The following is a 17,202-nucleotide window of genomic DNA, read 5'->3' on the forward strand; positions in this document are numbered from 1 at the left end:
GCATCGACGTTTTCCAAATATCCGATCCGGGAACCCACCATGACCACTTTGAACCAAGCCCATTGCGAAGCCTGCCGCGCCGATGCCCCACAGGTCAGCGACGAAGAACTTCCAGTACTGATCAAGCAGATCCCCGACTGGAACATCGAAGTGCGCGACGGCGTGATGCAGCTGGAAAAGGTCTTCCTGTTCAAGAATTTCAAGCACGCCCTAGCGTTCACCAACGCCGTCGGCGAGATCTCCGAGGCCGAAGGTCATCACCCGGGCCTGCTCACCGAATGGGGCAAAGTCACCGTCACCTGGTGGAGCCATTCGATCAAGGGCCTGCACCGCAACGACTTCATCATGGCCGCCCGCACCGATGAAGTTGCCAAGACCGCCGAGGGCCGCAAGTAATGCATTTCGATGCCATCGGCCGCGTGCCCGGCGACCCGATCCTGGGCCTGATGGAGGCCTACGGGGCGGACAGCAACCCTGGCAAGTTCGACCTGGGCGTTGGTGTCTACAAGGACGCCCAGGGTCTGACGCCGATTCTTCAGTCAGTGAAACAGGCCGAGCAGTGGCTGGTGGATCGCCAGTCCACCAAGACTTACATCGGCGGTCATGGCGACGCCGCGTTCGGCCAATTGATGAATGCGCTGGTGCTGGGCGCCGATTCACCGTTGATCGCCGGCAAACGCGCCGGTGCCACCCAGACCCCAGGCGGCACCGGCGCCCTGCGCTTGAGCGCCGACTTCATCGCCCAGTGCCTGCCGGGCCGTGGTGTCTGGTTGAGCAACCCGACCTGGCCGATCCACGAAACCATCTTCGCCGCCGCGGGCGTCAAGGCCAGTCATTACCCCTACGTGGGCGCCGACAACCGCCTGGATTTCGAGGCAATGCTCGCCAACCTGGGCCAGGTGCCAAAAGGCGATGTGGTCTTGCTGCACGCGTGCTGCCACAACCCGACCGGCTTCGACCTGTCTCACGAGCAATGGCGCCAGGTGTTGGAAGTGGTGCGCAGCCGTGGCCTGCTGCCGTTGATCGATTTCGCTTACCAGGGCTTCGGCGACGGGCTGGAGCAGGACGCCTGGGCCGTGCGGTTGTTTGCCGAAGCGTTGCCCGAGGTGCTGGTCACCAGTTCATGCTCGAAGAATTTTGGCCTTTACCGCGACCGCACCGGTGCGCTGATTGTCTGTGCTCGCGATGGGGAAAAATTGACGGACATTCGCAGCCAACTGGCCAACATCGCCCGCAACCTTTGGTCGACGCCGCCGGATCATGGCGCGGCGGTGGTGGCGACGATCCTCGGCAATCCGGAACTCAGGGGCCTGTGGGCCGACGAAGTGGAAGCCATGCGCCTGCGCATCGCTCAACTGCGCGGCGGTCTGCTGGAAGCACTCGAACCCCACGGCTTGCGTGAGCGCTTTGCCCATATGGGGGTGCAGCGCGGGATGTTTTCCTACACCGGCCTGACGCCGGAACAGGTCAAGCACCTGCGCGAGCGCCATAGCGTCTACATGGTCGGCACCGGCCGGGCCAACGTGGCCGGCATCGATGCGACGCGCCTGGATGCCCTGGCGGTGGCGATTGCGGATGTTTGCAAATAATGGCCACCGTCGGCTGCTGATCTTGTGGCGCGGGAGCTTGCTCCCGCTCGGCTGCGCAGCAATCGTGTACAGGCCTGGCGCGGTGTACCTGGGACATAGCGTCGTTCCATCCGGGCGGCTTCGCCGCCCCAGCGGGAGCAAGCTCCCTCGCCACAGTGGATCAAAGCCGCCTCAGGTTATCCGCCGCCCTTGAGAAGTTATCCCCCCGTCCAGGCCCGGACAAACCGCCCGATATCTTCCTGTGGTGCCGTGCGCGCCTCTTTCTGCGGCGTGCCAAGGTAAAGGAAACCAATCACCTCCTCGCCGTCTTCAAGCCCCAGGCCCCGGGCCACATGCGGCGAGTAAGCCAGCTCACCCGTACGCCACACGCCGCCTATCCCTTGTGCATAAGCGGCCAGCAGAATGCCGTGTGCCGCGCAGCCTGCCGCCAGCAATTGTTCAGGCTTTGGAATCTTGAAATGGTCTTGCAACCGCGCAATCACTACCACCACCAGCGGCGCCCGTAGCGGGCCGTTGAGGGCTTTCTCCACGACGGCTTCGGGCACCAGCGGATCATTGAAGCGCGCTGCTTCGGCCAACAGCTCGCCCATGCGATGGCGTGCCTGCCCCTCCACCGTCAGGAACCGCCACGGGCGCAACTGGCCATGGTCGGGCGCGCGCATCGCGGCCGCGAACATGACTTCGCGCTGTTGCGGCGTGGGCGCCGGGTCAACCAGGCGTGGCACGGAAACACGGTTGAGCAAAGCATCTAAAGCCTGCATCGGCGACCTCCTGGAAAAATGTTCGGCTATTCTAGTGGCTGTTCCGTCAATCCGTTAGCCCGAATTCAGAGACAGGCAACGCCGGACGCCGGTTTACACGCCGCTTGTCGCAGGTAGAATGGCGCCCTTTCCTCTTTCAGACCGAGCGGACTTCATGGCGTTGCCGACCCTGCGGATCATTGGTTTCATCATCGGCATCTTCCTGATCACCCTGGCGATCTTCATGGTCGTGCCGATGGCCACGTTGCTGGTCTACGAGCGCACCGGCGACCTGCCATCGTTCCTCTGGTCAAGCATGATTACTTTTGTCGCCGGTCTGGCACTGATTCTTCCCGGACGCCCCGAGCACGTCCATCTTCGGCCCCGGGACATGTACCTTTTGACCGTCAGCAGTTGGCTGGTGGTGTGTGTGTTTGCCGCGCTCCCCTTCCTGTTGACCCAGCACATCAGCTACACCGATTCGTTCTTCGAAAGCATGTCAGGCATTACCGCCACCGGCGCGACGGTGTTGAGCGGCCTGGACACGATGTCGCCCGGAATCCTGATGTGGCGATCGCTGTTGCACTGGCTTGGCGGCATCGGCTTTATCGGCATGGCCGTGGCGATCCTGCCGCTGTTGCGCATCGGCGGCATGCGGCTGTTCCAGACCGAGTCGTCCGACCGCTCGGAAAAGGTCATGCCCCGCTCGCACATGGTGGCGCGGCTGATCGTGGCGTCCTATGTGGGCATTACGGTTCTCGGCACGCTGGCGCTCTGGTGGGCCGGGATGAGCCTGTTCGATGCGATCAACCATTCGATGTCGGCGATTTCCACCGGTGGTTTTTCCACCTCGGACCTGTCCCTGGCCAAATGGACCCAGCCAGCGGTGCATTGGGTCACTATTGTGATCATGATCCTCGGCAGCCTGCCGTTCGCCTTGTATGTCTCGACGCTGCGGGGCAATCGCCGGGCGCTGATCAAGGACCAGCAAGTCCAGGGGCTTATCGGCGTGCTGCTGGTCACCTGGCTGGTGCTTGGCACCTGGTATTGGGCGACCACCGACCTGCATTGGCTCGACGCGCTGCGGCATGTGGCGCTGAACGTGACGTCCATCGTCACCACCACCGGTTTCGCCCTGGGCGACTACAGCCTCTGGGGCAATTTCTCACTGATGCTGTTCTTCTACCTGGGTTTCGTCGGCGGCTGCTCGGGCTCGACCGCCGGCGGAATCAAGATTTTCCGCTTCCAGGTCGCCTACATCCTGCTTCGGGCCAACCTTAACCAACTGATCCACCCGCGTGCGGTGATCAAGCAGAAATACAACGGCCATCGCCTCGATGAAGAAATCGTGCGCTCGATCCTGACCTTCTCGTTCTTCTTCGCCATCACCATCTGCGTGATCGCGCTGCTGTTGTCGCTGTTGGGCGTGGAATGGATGACAGCGTTGACCGGCGCGGCCAGTACCGTGTCCGGCGTCGGCCCTGGGCTCGGCGAGACAATCGGCCCGGCCGGCAACTTCGCGCCGCTGCCGGACGCGGCCAAGTGGATCCTCTCAGGCGGCATGTTGCTGGGCCGGCTGGAGATCATCACGGTGTTCGTGCTGTGTATTCCTGCGTTCTGGCGTCACTGACCGGCTTGGCCACGCCCCGCGCCCGATAGTCGCCGGGCGTGGTACCGAACCAACGGCGGAAGGCCCGGAAAAAATTGCTCGGATCGGCAAACCCAAGCAAGTAGGCGACTTCCAGCAAGGTCATGCTGGGTTGCGCCAGGTATTGCTCGGCCAGTTCGCGTCGGGTGTCGTCCAGCAAACTCTGGAAACTGGTGCCCTCTTCCTGCAAGCGCCGCTGCAAGGTGCGCTGGGACAAGTGCAGCGTCTGCGCCACCACGTCACGCTTGGGCTCGCCCTGGGGCAGCAACCGGCACAGCACTTGCCGCGCCTGGTGAGTCACGCGGCTGCCTGAAAACCGCGCCAGGTATTCCCCCGCGAACCGGTCGTGCAACAGCGCCATGGCCTCGTTGGCCGTGGGCAGTGGTGTTTCCATGTCGTCCTGCTGGAAAATCAGCGCATCGTAGGGTGCGTCGAAAACCAGCGGCGCGCCGAAGGCCTGTCGATAAGGTGCAACGTCAACGGGTTCGTTGCCTTGGAACAGCACTTTCACCGGATGCAAAGTGCGCCCGGTCAGCCAACTGCACAAGGCCAGCGCGCAAGCCAGGGACGCTTCGGCACTTTGCCGGGTGGGCGGGAGGTGGTCGCCGTGCACCGTCAGGATCAGCCCATACCCTTCATCCAAATGGCGGAAGCTCAAGTCGGCGCTTTCGGCAATGATTCGTTGATAACGCACCAACCGGCGGAACCCTTCGGCCAGCGTCCGACTGGACATCAACGCGTAACCGACCACATGGAACGATGCCGGGCGCACCACCTTGCCCATGTTCAAGCCGATGGCCGCATTGCCCGACTGCTCCACCGCAAGCTGCCAGAGCCGTGTCATCGAATCCTGGGGAAAGCGCGCATCCGGATCGTCCAGCGCCTCGAAATCCAGCCCCAGTTGCTTGAACAGCGCCCGACAGTCCAGGCCGTCCATTTCCAACGCCTTGACAATCCCCATCGCCCAGCTTGAAGAAGTGGTTCGTTCGCTCATGACGTTTACTTGCATGACGAGCCGCAGGGTACGGCTGGATTTGCGGAGGATATCAGTGTCCTGTCATACGAACAGTATTTGTAAGACAGGACACTAGAGTGGCGCTGATTGTCACTGGCCGTTGCGAACGGCCGCTCTAGACTTGGTCATGAGCCATGAAACACCGGTCGCCAGAACAATAACCAAAGAGCCCGCAGTCTTGGAAAACACTAAACGATTCAACACCTTCGCCGAGTTTTATCCGTACTACCTCAGCGAACACCGCAACAGCACCTGCCGACGCTTGCACTTCATCGGTACCTCCCTGGTCCTGCTGGTTTTCGCCACGGCGCTGGTGGTCGGTGCCTGGTGGCTGTGGGTCGCCCTGCCGGTGGCGGGCTACGGTTTCGCCTGGGTCGGGCATTTTTTCTTCGAGAAAAACCGTCCTGCCACTTTCCAACATCCCCTTTACAGCCTGCTCGGTGACTTTGTCATGTACCGCGACATGCTGCTGGGCAAAGTCGCGTTCTAGGAGGGCTGTCAATGAATTCTCACGCACGCTTCACCCACATGCAGGACGGGACCCAGGAAGACTGGGCGATCATCGCGGCCGACTTCAGCGCCTATGCGCGGCAGCTGCCGGGTCGGGTTCTCGCTCATTTGAAATTGCTCGACGGCGATTTTGGCGGGTTCCCGGTGGATCGCATGACCCATTCCCTGCAAACCGCCACGCGCGCCTACCGCGACGGGCGGGACGAGGAGTACGTGGTCTGCGCCCTGCTTCATGACATCGGCGATACGTTGGGCACCTACAATCACCCGGACATCGCCGCGGCGATCCTCAAGCCGTTCGTCAGCGCCGAAAACCTGTGGATGGTGGAAAAACACGGTATTTTCCAGGGCTACTACTTTTTCCATCACTTGGGCATGGACCGGCATTTGCGCGAGCAATTCTGCGAACATCCTCAGTACCAGGCGACCATCGACTTCTGTGCGAAATACGACGCCGCGGCGTTCGATCCCGAATACGACACGCTGCCGTTGAGCTTCTTCGAGCCGATGCTGGAAAGGGTGTTCGCCGCGCCGAAGCAATCCATCTACAAGGCGGCGATGGCCGAACAGCCCTGAATTCTTGCAGACGCAGCCACGGGTTCTAAATGGGTGGATAGACAGGCCGGCGCTCTAGGCAGGCTCAGCCACTTTCAATTCAGCCTTGAGCAGCGCCTCCCGCGCCTGGGCGTCCGCCAACCGATACAGCTCGATCGTCCCATCCCAATGTTCGATCAGCGCCGTGCAGGATTCGACCCAGTCGCCGCAGTTAAGGTATTCCACCTCGCCCACCTTGCGAATCTCGGCATGGTGGATGTGCCCGCAGACCACCCCGTGCAACTCACGCTTCACGCATTCATGGGCGATGGCTTCTTCGAAATCGCTGATAAAACTGACGGCGGTCTTGACCTTGTGCTTGAGGTACGCCGACAGCGACCAATAGCCGTAGCCGTAACGGGCCCGCCAATGGTTGAGCCAACGGTTCAGCGTCAGGGTGAATTCGTAGGCCCAATCCCCAAGGAACGCCAACCAACGGTGGTAACGGGTGATGACATCGAACTGATCGCCATGGATCACCAGCAGGTGCCGGCCGTCGGCGGTGACGTGCACCGCTTCGTCCACCAACTGGATATTGCCCAGTATCAGCTTCGAATAACGCCGCAGGAATTCGTCATGGTTGCCGGTGACATAGATCACCTCGGTGCCGCGCTTGCTCATGGTCAGCAGGCGGCGAATGACATTGGTATGGGCCTGGGGCCAATACATGCCGCTGCGCAGTTTCCAGCCGTCGATGATATCGCCCACCAGATAGACCTTGTCGGCGTGGTAGCCCTTGAGGAAGTGCGACAGGTGTTCGGCCTGGCAATCCCGAGTGCCCAGGTGCACATCGGAAATCCAAAGGGTGCGTACACGTTGCTTGCGGCTGGGCCTGGCGAGCTCGGCGCTGGTCATGGGGGCAACCCTCTGATCGTTTTCACCACAGTGCACCCGAGCGGTTAATGCTCCGTGACAGCAATAAGTCGATTACATGACAGCGCGGGGCGCCGCGCCCTCGGTGTAGACTGGCCGCCTGACAAGGGAGACTGCGATGAGACCGATCCTCACGCTACGCCACTACAGCCACGATCTGATTGTCCACAGCCACGACCACGCGCAACTGGTGTTCGGGTTGTCTGGCGCGCTGGACTTCGAAGTCGAAGGGCGTGGCAGCCAGGTGGTGCAGCAGAGTTTCGTGGTGGTACCGGCCGGTGCTCATCATGCGTGCGGCAGCCCACGGGGCAGCCGTTGCCTGGTACTGGACGTGCCGGATGATGAATGGATCGGGCAATGCCTGGGCGACCATGCCGATGCCAGCCGCCGATTACTCGACAACAACACCCGCCTGCCCCTGGATGCGGGGCAAAGCCAACTGGTCAGTTGGTTGGCGGGCAGCCCGGTGGACGACCCGGTGATTGCACAGCAAGGCGCGGTACTGTTGCTGGCCAGCCTCAACGGCGGGCGTTTGGAAACCACCGGTGGCCGGCGCCTGCCCTACGCGGCGCTCAACGCTCACATCGACCAATATGCCGCTTATCCGCTACAGGTAGCGGACCTGGCGCAAGTCGCAGGGCTTTCCAGTGCTCGCCTGCATGCCCGTTTCGTCGCCGAATGCGGCCAGACACCGATGGAATACATCCGCAGCCGCCGCTTGCACAAGGCGCTTGAGCTGCTGCGTGACTCGCAGTTGGCGATCGGCGAGATCGCCCATCGCGTTGGCTACAGCTCGCAAAGCGCTTTTGCCGCAGCCGTGCAGCGCGAATTCGGCGTCCCGCCGGGCAAGCTCCGGCAACCGCGCTAGTCTCGCGCTAAAAATCGCTAGGATCGCGACAGACGAAGGCGCTTGGCAGCGGGCTTAATAGCCGAACGTCCCACCGTTGAACAAGGATTGCAATGACACCCCGTACCGCCCTCGGCGCCCTGCACATCGGCGCACTCATGTTCGGCCTCACCGGCGTGTTCGGTAAGCTCGCCGCAGCCTCGCCGGCCGTCATCGTGTTTGGTCGCGCGGTGTTCGCCGTGCTGGCGCTGGCGGCGTTTGCCCGGTTCGCCAGCCCTACCCGCTGGGAAAAGCTGCGGGGCCGGGACCTGCGCAGGTTGCTGCTTGGCGGGCTGTTGCTCACCGGGCACTGGGTGAGTTTTTTCATTTCGGTGAAAGTCGCCGGCGTTGCGATCGCCACCCTGGGATTCGCCAGTTTTCCGGCCTTTACGGTGCTGCTTGAAGGGCTGATTTTCCGCGAGCGCATCCGCGCCAACGAAATCCTCTTGGTGGTGCTGGTGAGCGTCGGCCTGGTGTTGGTCACGCCAACCTTCGACCTGGCGAGCGGCGCTACCACCGGGCTGCTCTGGGCGGTGGCCTCGGGGCTGTTGTTCTCGTTGTTATCACTGACCAATCGCGCCGGTTCCGGACACGTGCCCCCGGTGCAGGCCGCGCTGTGCCAGAACGTCGTGGTCGGACTCTGCCTGTTGCCAATGGCCGCGCCGCAATTGGCCGACGTTCGTCCGCTCGACTGGTTGTGGATCGGCCTGCTCGGGGTGTTCTGCACCGGCCTGGCCCATAGCCTGTTCGTCGCCAGCCTCGCGGTGATCAAGGCCCGCACCGCCGCGGTGGTGTTCGCCATGGAGCCGGTCTACGGCATCACCATCGCCTGGCTGCTGTTCGACGAAGACCCGACCCTGCGCATGTTGCTCGGTGGCGCGCTGATCATCGTTGCGATCGTGGTGTCGAGCCAGCTGGACGGCACAAAGAAATCCAGCGCCGGCGCCCAGGCCCCGTCTCACTGAGCCCGGTCACTGGATTCTGTCGTTGTGCCCCAGGTCGCGCTCCGGGTCGATCTGGTCGCGGACCCGCTGCTTGAGCACCTTGGCCTCGGGAAAACCTCCATCCGCCTTGCGCTCCCAGATCTGGGTACCATCGCAGCCAATGTGGAAAACCCCACCGGTGCCTGGTACCAGGGACACCTTGCCGAGGTCGTCGCCGAACGTGCTTAGCAGTTCCTGGGCCAACCAGGCGGCACGCAGCAGCCATTGGCACTGTGTGCAATAAGTGATGACGATTTCCGGTTTCTGCGCGGTCATGGGATCAACTCCTGGTTGCAAAGGCGTCGTTATACTACTCGCCTCTGATTGCCTACCCGGAATTGACGATGCGCCGCCTGCTGCCTTGCCTGCTACTTTTGCTATTGCCCCTGCTCGGCCAGGCCAACGAGCCCGCCGTCGAAACATCGCGCCCGAAGATCGGCCTGGTACTGTCCGGCGGCGCGGCCCGTGGCCTGGCCCACATCGGCGTGCTCAAGGCCCTGGAGGAACAAGGCATCAAGATCGACGCCATCGCCGGCACCAGCATGGGCGCGGTGATCGGCGGCCTCTATGCCTCGGGCTACAAGATCGACGAGCTGGAAAAACTCGCCCTGGGCATTGATTGGCAACAAGCCCTGTCCGATGCCCCGCCGCGCAAGGACGTACCCTTCAGGCGCAAGCAGGATGACCGGGATTTCCTGGTCAAGCAGAAACTGAGCTTTCGCGACGACGGCAGCCTCGGCCTGCCGCTGGGAGTGATCCAGGGACAGAACCTGGCCCTGCTGCTCGAAAGCCTCCTGGCCCACGCCAGTGATACCCGGGACTTCGACAAACTGCCGATCCCCTTCCGCGCCGTGGCGACCGACATCGCCACCGGTGAAAAAGTCGTGTTTCGCAAGGGCCACCTGCCCAAGGTCATCCGCGCCAGCATGTCGATTCCGGCCGTGTTTGCGCCGGTGGAGCTGGACGGCCGCCTTCTGGTGGACGGTGGCATGACCGACAACATCCCTTTGGATGTGGCTCGGGAAATGGGGGTGGACGTGGCCATCGTCGTTGATATCGGCACCCCACTGCGCACCCGCAAGCAACTGGTCACGGTGGTGGACGTGTTGAATCAGTCAACGACGCTGATGACCCGGCGCAACTCCGAAGAGCAATTGGCCACGTTGGGGAAAGATGACGTGTTGATCCAACCAGCCCTGGCAAGCTTCGGTTCCACCGACTTCGGACGAGCGCAGGAAATAGTCGATGCCGGTTACCGCGCCACACGGATACTCCAAACGCGCCTGGCGCACTTGCGTCCCGCCGAGCCGGCCGACGCCGAACTGCTGGCGGCGCGCACCCCGAGCGAGCGCACCCCGGTCATCACCGCGATCCGGGTGGAAAACGATTCGAAAGTCGGTGACGACGTGATCCGCTATTACATTCGCCAGAAGATCGGCGAGCCGCTGGACCTGGGGCGCCTGCAAACCGACATGGGCACGCTGTACGGCCTGGATTATTTCGAGCAGGTGCAATACCGCGTCGTACACAAGGGCGCGGACAACACGCTGGTGATCAATGCCCGGGGCAGACGCACCGGCACCGATTACCTGCGCGTGGGCCTGAGCCTGTCGGACGACATGCGCGGCGACAGCGCCTTCAACCTTGGCGCCAGCTATCGGGTCAACGGCATCAATCGACTGGGTGCGGAATGGCTGACCCGGGCGCAGATCGGCGACAAACAGGAGCTGTACAGCGAGTTCTACCAACCGCTGGATGTCGGCTCGCGCTACTTCGTCGCGCCCTATGGACGGTTCGAATCGCGCAACGTCGATTCGATCCTCGACAACGATCCGGTGGCCCAGTACAGGGTCGAGCGCTATGGCTTTGGTCTGAACCTGGGTCGCCAGATCGGCAACAGCGGGGAGATCCGCTTCGGTGTCGGCCAGGCCTGGGGCAAGGCCGACGTGCGCATCGGCGACCACGACCAGCCCAGCGAAAATTTCAATGAGGGATTCTACGAACTCAAGTACTCCTTCGACTCCCTGGACAACGTGTACTTCCCCCACGAAGGCGAAGACATCGGTTTGTCCTGGCGTCAGTACGAACCGGGCCTGGGTTCGGACCAGCGCTACCGCCAATGGGAATTCAAACTGGACAAGGCCCTGAGCAGCGGCCCGGACACGTTCATCCTGGGTGGTCGCTACGGCCGCACCCTCGATACCGCCGAAGTAGTGACCTCCAGTTTTGTCCTCGGCGGCGCTCGGCAATTATCAGGCTTTCGCGAGGACGGGATATCCGGCCAGAACATGAGCCTGATGCGCGCCGTGTATTACCGCAGGCTCACGCCTCGGGCCTACCTGCCGTTGGATTTCCCGCTGTATATCGGCGGCTCGCTGGAGCGTGGTCGGGCCTGGAACAACGACAACGAGTTCGACAGTGGCTACATCAACGCCGCCAGTATTTTCCTGGGTTTCGACACGCCGCTGGGCCCCTTGAACTTCAGCTATGGCGTAAATGACGACGATGAGCAGGCGGTGTATTTGAACCTGGGGCAGACGTTCTAAAGAACACAGCCCCTACCTAGTGGGAGCGAGCCTGCTCCCGAATGCGGTAGACCGGCTAGCACTGGTTGTGAATACACAACTGTCATCCCGAGCAGGCTCGCCCCCACACAGGATTCCCGTCGGCCTTGCAATCGCCTCAGCGAATCCCGGCGAGCAAAACCCGGGCGGTTTCCCTGAGCGGTTCATCGCCCTCTTGCAGCAGCTCTTCCAGCAACGTGATGGCGCTCTTCAGATCGCCCTCGTCGATGCAATTCTGGGCTTCTTCGAGTTTCTCCGAGTGCTCCGATGTGTGCGGTTCGAAGGAGACAGGTTCGAGGGAGAGGGATTCGAATTCGGGTTCAACGGGCGCTGGCTCCAACTCCAGCGCTTGCTCCTCATCGGCAAACCCATCGAGGAAATCATCGTCCAACGACTCCGTTTCCAACGGCGCGCCCCATTGCAGGTCCGTCTCATCGAAGCCCGATAGGGTCAGCGTATCGGCGGCAGCGGCCGGCGGTTTTGGGGGCTCTGGGGATGCCCGTTGGTCATCGGCCAGGTCCCAGCTGTTCTCCAGGGAAAGTCCATCCAGGTTCAACTCGAACTCATCGCTGGGCGCGGCCACAGGTTTCGGCGCGGGCACTGGTGCCTGGGGTTCTGTCGGCGTTTGCGTCGCAGCATTAACGAGGGTGACCCTGGGGTAACGCCTGCGGACGTCTTCCAGTGCCTGGCGATCGACGCCCTGGGCCGATAAATGGCTCTCCTGGGCCTGGAAGCCGATCACATCGCCCTGCTTGCCCAATACATCCAGCAACTTGAGGCCCAGGTCGGTACGGTCCGGCTCGGCCAGCAGTGCCGCGCGCAGCAGCCCCGCGGCTTCAGTGAAACGGCCATACGTCAGGTAGATCCCAACGCCCTCGAGCACGTCTCCCAAAGGCGCATCGCCATTGTTGAACGACGAGGCGACCTCGGGATGCTCTTTGTCGGCACTCTCGGCATAGGTTTCGGTGTCGTCATCCAGGGCCAGGTCCGGACGCTCGGCCAATGGCACAGGCCTCGTCACTTCCTGTTGTTGACGGTGACGAAGGAACAGCAAAAGCGCAAGCAACCCAACCAGCCCCACCAATCCCCCTACCCACAACCAGTCGACGCCTTCGGTTTGCGTCGCTGGTGCTGTCTCGTCCATCGGCAAGGCTTCGGCGGGTTCGGTTGATTCGGCAGGTTCCGGAGCAAGTTCCGAGGTGATCTCAGGTGACGATGCCTGGGTCAGTTGCGCCTGGAGATCGCTGATCTGCTGGCGTTGAGCGGCGATTTCCTGGTCCTGAGCCTGGATCCTGGCTTGCAGTTGTTCGATGGTCTGCTGTTGCTGCTGGCCTTGCAGCACACTGGCTGCCAATTGCTCGGCATTATTGTCGGGCGCGGCGGGAGCCGGGCTGACAGGACTTTGGGCTGGAGCAGGCAGGATGGCCGAATCGGGAAGCAACAAGCGTTGGCCGATGGAAAGTCGCTCGCTGCCGGGGTTCAAGACCTGAATCCCCTGCATCAGTTCATTGACCGATGCATTGCTGCCCGCATCGTGCAGGCGCTTGGCGATGATCCAAGGGTTGTCGCCCTGCACCACGGTGTAGCGTTTGCCCTGTGTGGCCGGAGGCGGCTTGATGGCTGCCTTTGTTTCGGCCGGGGCGGAAGGCTCATCAACAGACGGAGCTATGCCGGGCGCGCCCGGTGGATCGATCAACACGGTGTATTCGCGCAACAAACGCCCGTTGGGCTGATTGAGCTGCACCAGAAAGTTGAGAAACGGCTCCTCCACCGGTTTGCTGGACGTCACCCGAATGAAACTGCGCCCGCCACGCAGCACGGGGGTAAAGCGCAAATTATTGAGGAAGAATACCCGCTCCACGCCCGCACGACTGAAATCCTCCGCCCCCGCCAGGCTGGCGGACAGGTCGCCCTCGCTGAGGCCCGCCGCGTCAACCAAGGCGATATCGGCGCGCAACGGCTGGTTCAGAGCGGAATGGAGCGTGATCTCACCCAGCCCCAGCGCCGACGCCAGGGCTGGAAATCCCAGGACACCCACGACGACCGACACGTTGATCCAACTGCGCAACGTGGACTGCAAACTTTCAAGCATGGGTATCCCTTTGATCAACGACCTATGCGAAACGCTTCCAATACGATCGCTTAGTACTGGTTATAGTTCGCTAACCGTCGAATCTCAAAAGTCGGATGCCAGGGATATGCCTCAGGATTTTTCAAGGTTGGCCAGGATCGTGCCGTGAACCCGCATGCAAACCCGCATGTCCGCTTCATCGACGCCCTCGAACAACTCCCGGCGCAACTGCGTGGCAATGGTTTCGATTTGTTCGATCAGCGGTAACGCCGGGGCGCACAGCACGATTTTCTTGGCCCGACGGTCTTCGGCCACGGCTTGGCGTTGCACCAGCCCCTGGGTTTCCAGGCTATCGAGCAAGCGGGCCAGGGTCGGGCCTTCAACGGCGACGCTCTGGGCCAACTCGCGTTGGGTCGGCGCCTGTTCGAAACGGGCCAGGTGCAGCAGCACCAGCCAGCGCGCCTGGGACAGGCCCAGCCCGGCGAGACGACGATCCAGTTCGGCGCGCCAGCCTCGGGACATTTGCGCCAACTGCATGCCAAAACGGTGTTGATCGGTCAAAGGCATAAAAAACTCATCAAATCTGAAATAGAGAAAAACTAATTATTAGTCAGCTAAGCATGAGCTTGAGGTTCAGGCAAGGCTCGCACTGTAGTGAATCGTTAAAGGAATGTAACTGGCTGATCAGACTTCAAATTCCGATTGCAATGCAGCCCTGACGCAATACAAAACTCCTTCTGGGACACGTCCTACAAACAATGCGGCAACTTCCGATACGGGAGGCAACTCGCCCTCCCCATCGAGGAACGCATCCTGAACCTCGCCCATCAATTCTTCAGGCAGATCCAGCGCCTGCTCCAGGGACAGCTGTTGTTCGCCAATGGCCTCGGCCAGCATCGTGTAGACGTTCTTTTCCGAGCATTGCAACTGTCCGGCAATCTGCAGCGGGGTCATGCCGGCTCGAGCCAAGGTGATGAGTTCGTGGCGTACATCGGCCACCGCTGGCGGTGTCTCGGCTTCGCCGCCCAACACCTGGAGGAAGGCCTCGCCATAACGCTCCAGCTTGCGCGCGCCGACACCACTGACCCGGGCCATTTCCGCCAGGGAAGTCGGTTGGCTGCGGAGCATTTCCAGCAAAGTGGAATCGGGAAAGATGACATACGGCGGTACACCGTGTTCCTCGGCCAGCTTGCGACGCAGGGTGCGCAAGGCTTCCCACTGATCGCGCTCTTCGCCGCGCACCAGTTGGCTGGCCTGGCTTTTGCTGCTCTTGACCGCTGTCGCGGGCTTGAGGTCGCGGCGCAGCTCCAGGGTGACCTCACCCTTGAGCAAGGGGCGGCAACTCGCGCTCAGGCGTAAGCCGCCGTAGCCTTCCAGGTCGATGTCCACCAGCCCGCGGGCCACCAGTTGCCGGAACAATGACCGCCATTCGCTTTCGCTGCGGGCCTTGCCCACGCCAAACACTGACAAGTGCTGATGACCGAAGCCACGGACCTTCTCGTTGTCCTTGCCCAGCAGCACATCGACCAGATGCCCCACGCCATAACGCTGGCCCGTGCGATAGATCGTCGAGAGTGCCTGGCGGGCAGGCTCGGTGGCGTCCCAGGTCTCCACTCCATCGACGCAGTTGTCGCAGTGCCCGCAAGGCTGGGGCATTTCTTCGTCGAAATAGGCGAGCAGGGTCTGGCGTCGGCAGCGGGTTTCTTCGCACAGTGAAAGCATCGCGTCGAGCTTGTGCTGCTCCAACCGCTTGTGACGTTCATCGCCCTCCGAGTTCTGCAGCATCTGCTTGAGCATCACCACGTCTTGCAGGCCGTAGGCCATCCAGGCATCCGCCGGCAAACCGTCACGACCGGCACGCCCGGTTTCCTGGTAATAGGCCTCGAGGGACTTGGGCAAGTCAAGATGAGCGACGAAACGCACGTTGGGCTTGTCGATGCCCATGCCGAACGCCACGGTGGCGACCATGATCAAGCCTTCTTCGTTGAGAAAGCGCTTCTGGTGATAGGCCCGCAAGTCATTGGGTAGCCCCGCATGATAGGGCAATGCCGGGAAACCTTGTTCGCTGAGGAACGCCGCCACCTCCTCGACTTTCTTGCGCGACAGGCAATAGACAATGCCCGCGTCGCTGCGCCGCTCCGCGAGGAACGCCAGCAACTGCTTGCGCGGCTGCTCCTTGGGCACGATGCGATAGAAAATATTCGGGCGGTCGAAACTGGAGAGGAATCGCTCGGCGTCTTGCAGATGCAGCCGCTCAATGATTTCTTCACGGGTACGCTTGTCGGCGGTGGCCGTCAGCGCGATCCGCGGTACATCGGGAAACAGCTCCGCCAGTTGCCCCAACTGCAGGTATTCGCGACGGAAATCATGACCCCATTGGGACACGCAGTGGGCTTCGTCGATGGCGAACAGGGCTATTTCCAAGCCCTGTAGAAAAGCCAGCATGCGCGGCTGCACGAGGCGTTCCGGCGCCAGGTACAGCATTTTCACCTCGCCACGCTTGATGCGCGCCGCCAGGTCCCGCTGCTGCTCGGCGCTCAAGGTGGAATTGAGCGATGCGGCGGCGACACCCAGCTCTTCAAGCGTGGCGACCTGGTCATCCATCAAAGCGATCAGCGGCGAAACCACCACCGCCAGACCATTGCGCAGCAGCGCGGGCACCTGGAAACACAAGGACTTGCCACCGCCGGTGGGCATGAGCACCAGGGCATCGCCACCGCTGGCCACGCGCTCAATAATGGCACCCTGGCGGCCACGGAAACTGTCGTAGCCGAAGATGTCCTTGAGAACGCGTTGAGCCTGTTCGAGCATAGAAACTCCAAAATCACCAAAACATCCCTGCAAGGCTGGTTCAGAATCCAAAAGACTGCACCGACAAATCGTAAGTGGGCGTTTCGAACCGGCGGGACGCCGCAGGGCATCACAAAACGCGGCAGTATACCCGAGGGCTTCGTTGCGAAGGGGGTTGCTGACAAGAGGCGCTAGCGGCGAATGTTGGACAAGGCCCAAACCTGCCACAGATCGCCCTGACATTGAGTCATGCCCGGCCAACGAAGAGGCAAATCCACCACGCGGCTGGCCTGAGCGCTCAAGAAGGCCTAGAATTCCCGCATTGTTTATTCCCCAAGGTAGCCCGTAATGTCCTTCGCTGAGCAACTGACCCGCCTGCAAGTCTTCCTCGACGCCGATGAGCTGCACGAAGAGGCGCTGGATTACGTGGCCGCTCATGGCTATCTGACTGCCCTGTCGATCTGCGCGGAATCGGTGCCCGATCGTGAGTGGATCGACGCCCTGTTCGCCGAAGAACCGCACTACGCCGACGAAGCCCAGCGCGCTGAAATCGAAGCCACGCTGGTGGGCCTCAAGGCCCACATCGCGCGTCAACTGGCTTCCGATGAGGAATTCGAGTTGCCGTGCGAGCTGGACCTGGGCGACGACCCGGACGATTCGGAACTGCGCGGCTGGTGCATCGGTTTCATGGAAGGCGTGTTCCTGCGCGAAGCCGCCTGGTTCGAAACCGCCGAGGAAGAAGTCAGCGAAATGCTGCTGCCGATCATGGTCGGTTCCGGCCTGTTCGACGAGCAACCGGAGTTCGAAGACATTGCCAAGGACGCGAACCTGATGGACGACATGATCGTGCAGATCCCGGAAGCGCTGACGGCCCTGTACCTGCTGTGCAACGCACCGGACGAGAAGCCGGCGATTCTCAAGCCTCGCCACCACTGAGTC

At 61.8% G+C, this 17,202-nt stretch carries 16 protein-coding genes; 9 read left to right on the forward strand and 7 right to left on the reverse strand.

Features of this window, described 5'->3' with window-relative positions; all coding sequences use genetic code 11:
- Positions 1-39 precede the first annotated feature (39 nt).
- Together ACLK1G_RS22475 and ACLK1G_RS22480 are read left to right on the forward strand one after the other, a co-directional pair.
- Entirely contained in the window at positions 40-396 is a 357-nt protein-coding gene (locus ACLK1G_RS22475) for a 4a-hydroxytetrahydrobiopterin dehydratase (RefSeq protein WP_420767404.1), read from the forward strand.
- Positions 396-1,589 carry an amino acid aminotransferase gene (locus ACLK1G_RS22480; protein ID WP_420767405.1) on the forward strand — a complete coding sequence of 398 codons (1,194 nt, stop codon included), beginning with the start codon at positions 396-398 and terminating at the stop codon, positions 1,587-1,589. The genes ACLK1G_RS22475 and ACLK1G_RS22480 overlap by 1 nt, the downstream gene beginning before the upstream one ends.
- A gap of 197 nt (positions 1,590-1,786) precedes the next feature.
- Here the strand turns inward: ACLK1G_RS22480 and ACLK1G_RS22485 are convergent, their stop codons facing one another.
- Positions 1,787-2,350 (reverse strand): NAD(P)H nitroreductase, encoded by a 564-nt coding sequence (locus ACLK1G_RS22485; protein ID WP_420767406.1) that lies wholly within the window; start codon positions 2,348-2,350, stop codon positions 1,787-1,789.
- A 154-nt stretch (positions 2,351-2,504) separates the two neighbouring features.
- Between ACLK1G_RS22485 and ACLK1G_RS22490 the strand changes: the two genes are divergently transcribed.
- Positions 2,505-3,959: a TrkH family potassium uptake protein gene (locus ACLK1G_RS22490; protein ID WP_420767407.1), complete on the forward strand. Its 1,455-nt coding sequence runs from the start codon at positions 2,505-2,507 to the stop codon at positions 3,957-3,959.
- On the opposite strand, the gene ACLK1G_RS22495 is transcribed toward ACLK1G_RS22490, so the two are convergent.
- Positions 3,916-4,971, reverse strand: coding sequence for an AraC family transcriptional regulator (locus ACLK1G_RS22495; protein ID WP_420767408.1), 1,056 nt, complete (start codon positions 4,969-4,971; stop codon positions 3,916-3,918). The genes ACLK1G_RS22490 and ACLK1G_RS22495 overlap by 44 nt on opposite strands.
- Positions 4,972-5,170: 199 nt before the next feature.
- Here ACLK1G_RS22495 and ACLK1G_RS22500 point away from each other — a divergent pair, with 199 nt between their 5' ends.
- Both ACLK1G_RS22500 and ACLK1G_RS22505 read left to right on the forward strand, forming a co-directional pair.
- Positions 5,171-5,482 carry an Mpo1-like protein gene (locus ACLK1G_RS22500; RefSeq protein WP_420767409.1) on the forward strand — a complete coding sequence of 104 codons (312 nt, stop codon included), beginning with the start codon at positions 5,171-5,173 and terminating at the stop codon, positions 5,480-5,482.
- Between the two features lie 11 nt (positions 5,483-5,493).
- Positions 5,494-6,078, forward strand: coding sequence for an HD domain-containing protein (locus ACLK1G_RS22505; RefSeq protein WP_420767410.1), 585 nt, complete (start codon positions 5,494-5,496; stop codon positions 6,076-6,078).
- Positions 6,079-6,132: 54 nt separating this feature from the next.
- Here ACLK1G_RS22505 and ACLK1G_RS22510 read toward each other — a convergent pair whose 3' ends face one another.
- The gene (locus ACLK1G_RS22510; protein WP_420767411.1) at positions 6,133-6,951 is read right to left on the reverse strand and encodes a UDP-2,3-diacylglucosamine diphosphatase; all 819 of its coding nucleotides are present in this window, start codon (positions 6,949-6,951) and stop codon (positions 6,133-6,135) included.
- 136 nt (positions 6,952-7,087) lie between these two features.
- On the opposite strand from ACLK1G_RS22510, the gene ACLK1G_RS22515 reads away from it, so the two are divergent.
- Both ACLK1G_RS22515 and ACLK1G_RS22520 read left to right on the forward strand, forming a co-directional pair.
- Complete coding sequence (locus ACLK1G_RS22515; RefSeq protein WP_420767412.1) at positions 7,088-7,837, forward strand: helix-turn-helix transcriptional regulator; 750 nt, start codon at positions 7,088-7,090, stop codon at positions 7,835-7,837.
- 92 nt (positions 7,838-7,929) lie between these two features.
- The gene (locus ACLK1G_RS22520; RefSeq protein ID WP_420767413.1) at positions 7,930-8,820 is read left to right on the forward strand and encodes a DMT family transporter; all 891 of its coding nucleotides are present in this window, start codon (positions 7,930-7,932) and stop codon (positions 8,818-8,820) included.
- A gap of 6 nt (positions 8,821-8,826) precedes the next feature.
- Here the strand turns inward: ACLK1G_RS22520 and ACLK1G_RS22525 are convergent, their stop codons facing one another.
- Complete coding sequence (locus ACLK1G_RS22525; protein WP_420767414.1) at positions 8,827-9,114, reverse strand: Rdx family protein; 288 nt, start codon at positions 9,112-9,114, stop codon at positions 8,827-8,829.
- Positions 9,115-9,182: 68 nt separating this feature from the next.
- Between ACLK1G_RS22525 and ACLK1G_RS22530 the strand changes: the two genes are divergently transcribed.
- Complete coding sequence (locus ACLK1G_RS22530) at positions 9,183-11,384, forward strand: patatin-like phospholipase family protein (protein ID WP_420767415.1); 2,202 nt, start codon at positions 9,183-9,185, stop codon at positions 11,382-11,384.
- A 136-nt stretch (positions 11,385-11,520) separates the two neighbouring features.
- Here the strand turns inward: ACLK1G_RS22530 and ACLK1G_RS22535 are convergent, their stop codons facing one another.
- From ACLK1G_RS22535 to recQ, 3 genes are all read right to left on the reverse strand, one after another.
- On the reverse strand, positions 11,521-13,494 hold the full coding sequence (locus tag ACLK1G_RS22535) for a FimV/HubP family polar landmark protein (protein ID WP_420767416.1): 1,974 nt from the start codon (positions 13,492-13,494) through the stop codon (positions 11,521-11,523).
- Between the two features lie 111 nt (positions 13,495-13,605).
- Positions 13,606-14,040 carry a MarR family transcriptional regulator gene (locus ACLK1G_RS22540; RefSeq protein WP_003199001.1) on the reverse strand — a complete coding sequence of 145 codons (435 nt, stop codon included), beginning with the start codon at positions 14,038-14,040 and terminating at the stop codon, positions 13,606-13,608.
- A gap of 117 nt (positions 14,041-14,157) precedes the next feature.
- Positions 14,158-16,284 (reverse strand): DNA helicase RecQ, encoded by a 2,127-nt coding sequence (gene recQ, locus ACLK1G_RS22545; protein WP_420767417.1) that lies wholly within the window; start codon positions 16,282-16,284, stop codon positions 14,158-14,160.
- A 327-nt stretch (positions 16,285-16,611) separates the two neighbouring features.
- Between recQ and ACLK1G_RS22550 the strand changes: the two genes are divergently transcribed.
- The gene (locus tag ACLK1G_RS22550; protein WP_420767418.1) at positions 16,612-17,199 is read left to right on the forward strand and encodes a UPF0149 family protein; all 588 of its coding nucleotides are present in this window, start codon (positions 16,612-16,614) and stop codon (positions 17,197-17,199) included.
- Positions 17,200-17,202: the final 3 nt, after the last annotated feature.

Source organism: Pseudomonas algeriensis (assembly GCF_048847255.1).
Classification (GTDB): Bacteria; Pseudomonadota; Gammaproteobacteria; order Pseudomonadales; family Pseudomonadaceae; genus Aquipseudomonas.

Bases quoted from the DNA above. Each gene is read 5' to 3' on its own strand.
- ACLK1G_RS22515 (WP_420767412.1), top strand. From the start codon at position 7,088: ATGAGACCGATCCTCACGCTACGCCACTACAGCCACGATCTGATTGTC.
- ACLK1G_RS22525 (WP_420767414.1), bottom strand. From the start codon at position 9,114: ATGACCGCGCAGAAACCGGAAATCGTCATCACTTATTGCACACAGTGC.
- ACLK1G_RS22505 (WP_420767410.1), top strand. From the start codon at position 5,494: ATGAATTCTCACGCACGCTTCACCCACATGCAGGACGGGACCCAGGAA.
- ACLK1G_RS22490 (WP_420767407.1), top strand. From the start codon at position 2,505: ATGGCGTTGCCGACCCTGCGGATCATTGGTTTCATCATCGGCATCTTC.
- ACLK1G_RS22550 (WP_420767418.1), top strand. From the start codon at position 16,612: ATGTCCTTCGCTGAGCAACTGACCCGCCTGCAAGTCTTCCTCGACGCC.
- ACLK1G_RS22480 (WP_420767405.1), top strand. From the start codon at position 396: ATGCATTTCGATGCCATCGGCCGCGTGCCCGGCGACCCGATCCTGGGC.
- ACLK1G_RS22510 (WP_420767411.1), bottom strand. From the start codon at position 6,951: ATGACCAGCGCCGAGCTCGCCAGGCCCAGCCGCAAGCAACGTGTACGC.
- ACLK1G_RS22535 (WP_420767416.1), bottom strand. From the start codon at position 13,494: ATGCTTGAAAGTTTGCAGTCCACGTTGCGCAGTTGGATCAACGTGTCG.
- recQ (WP_420767417.1), bottom strand. From the start codon at position 16,284: ATGCTCGAACAGGCTCAACGCGTTCTCAAGGACATCTTCGGCTACGAC.
- ACLK1G_RS22495 (WP_420767408.1), bottom strand. From the start codon at position 4,971: ATGAGCGAACGAACCACTTCTTCAAGCTGGGCGATGGGGATTGTCAAG.
- ACLK1G_RS22540 (WP_003199001.1), bottom strand. From the start codon at position 14,040: ATGCCTTTGACCGATCAACACCGTTTTGGCATGCAGTTGGCGCAAATG.
- ACLK1G_RS22475 (WP_420767404.1), top strand. From the start codon at position 40: ATGACCACTTTGAACCAAGCCCATTGCGAAGCCTGCCGCGCCGATGCC.
- ACLK1G_RS22485 (WP_420767406.1), bottom strand. From the start codon at position 2,350: ATGCAGGCTTTAGATGCTTTGCTCAACCGTGTTTCCGTGCCACGCCTG.
- ACLK1G_RS22530 (WP_420767415.1), top strand. From the start codon at position 9,183: ATGCGCCGCCTGCTGCCTTGCCTGCTACTTTTGCTATTGCCCCTGCTC.
- ACLK1G_RS22520 (WP_420767413.1), top strand. From the start codon at position 7,930: ATGACACCCCGTACCGCCCTCGGCGCCCTGCACATCGGCGCACTCATG.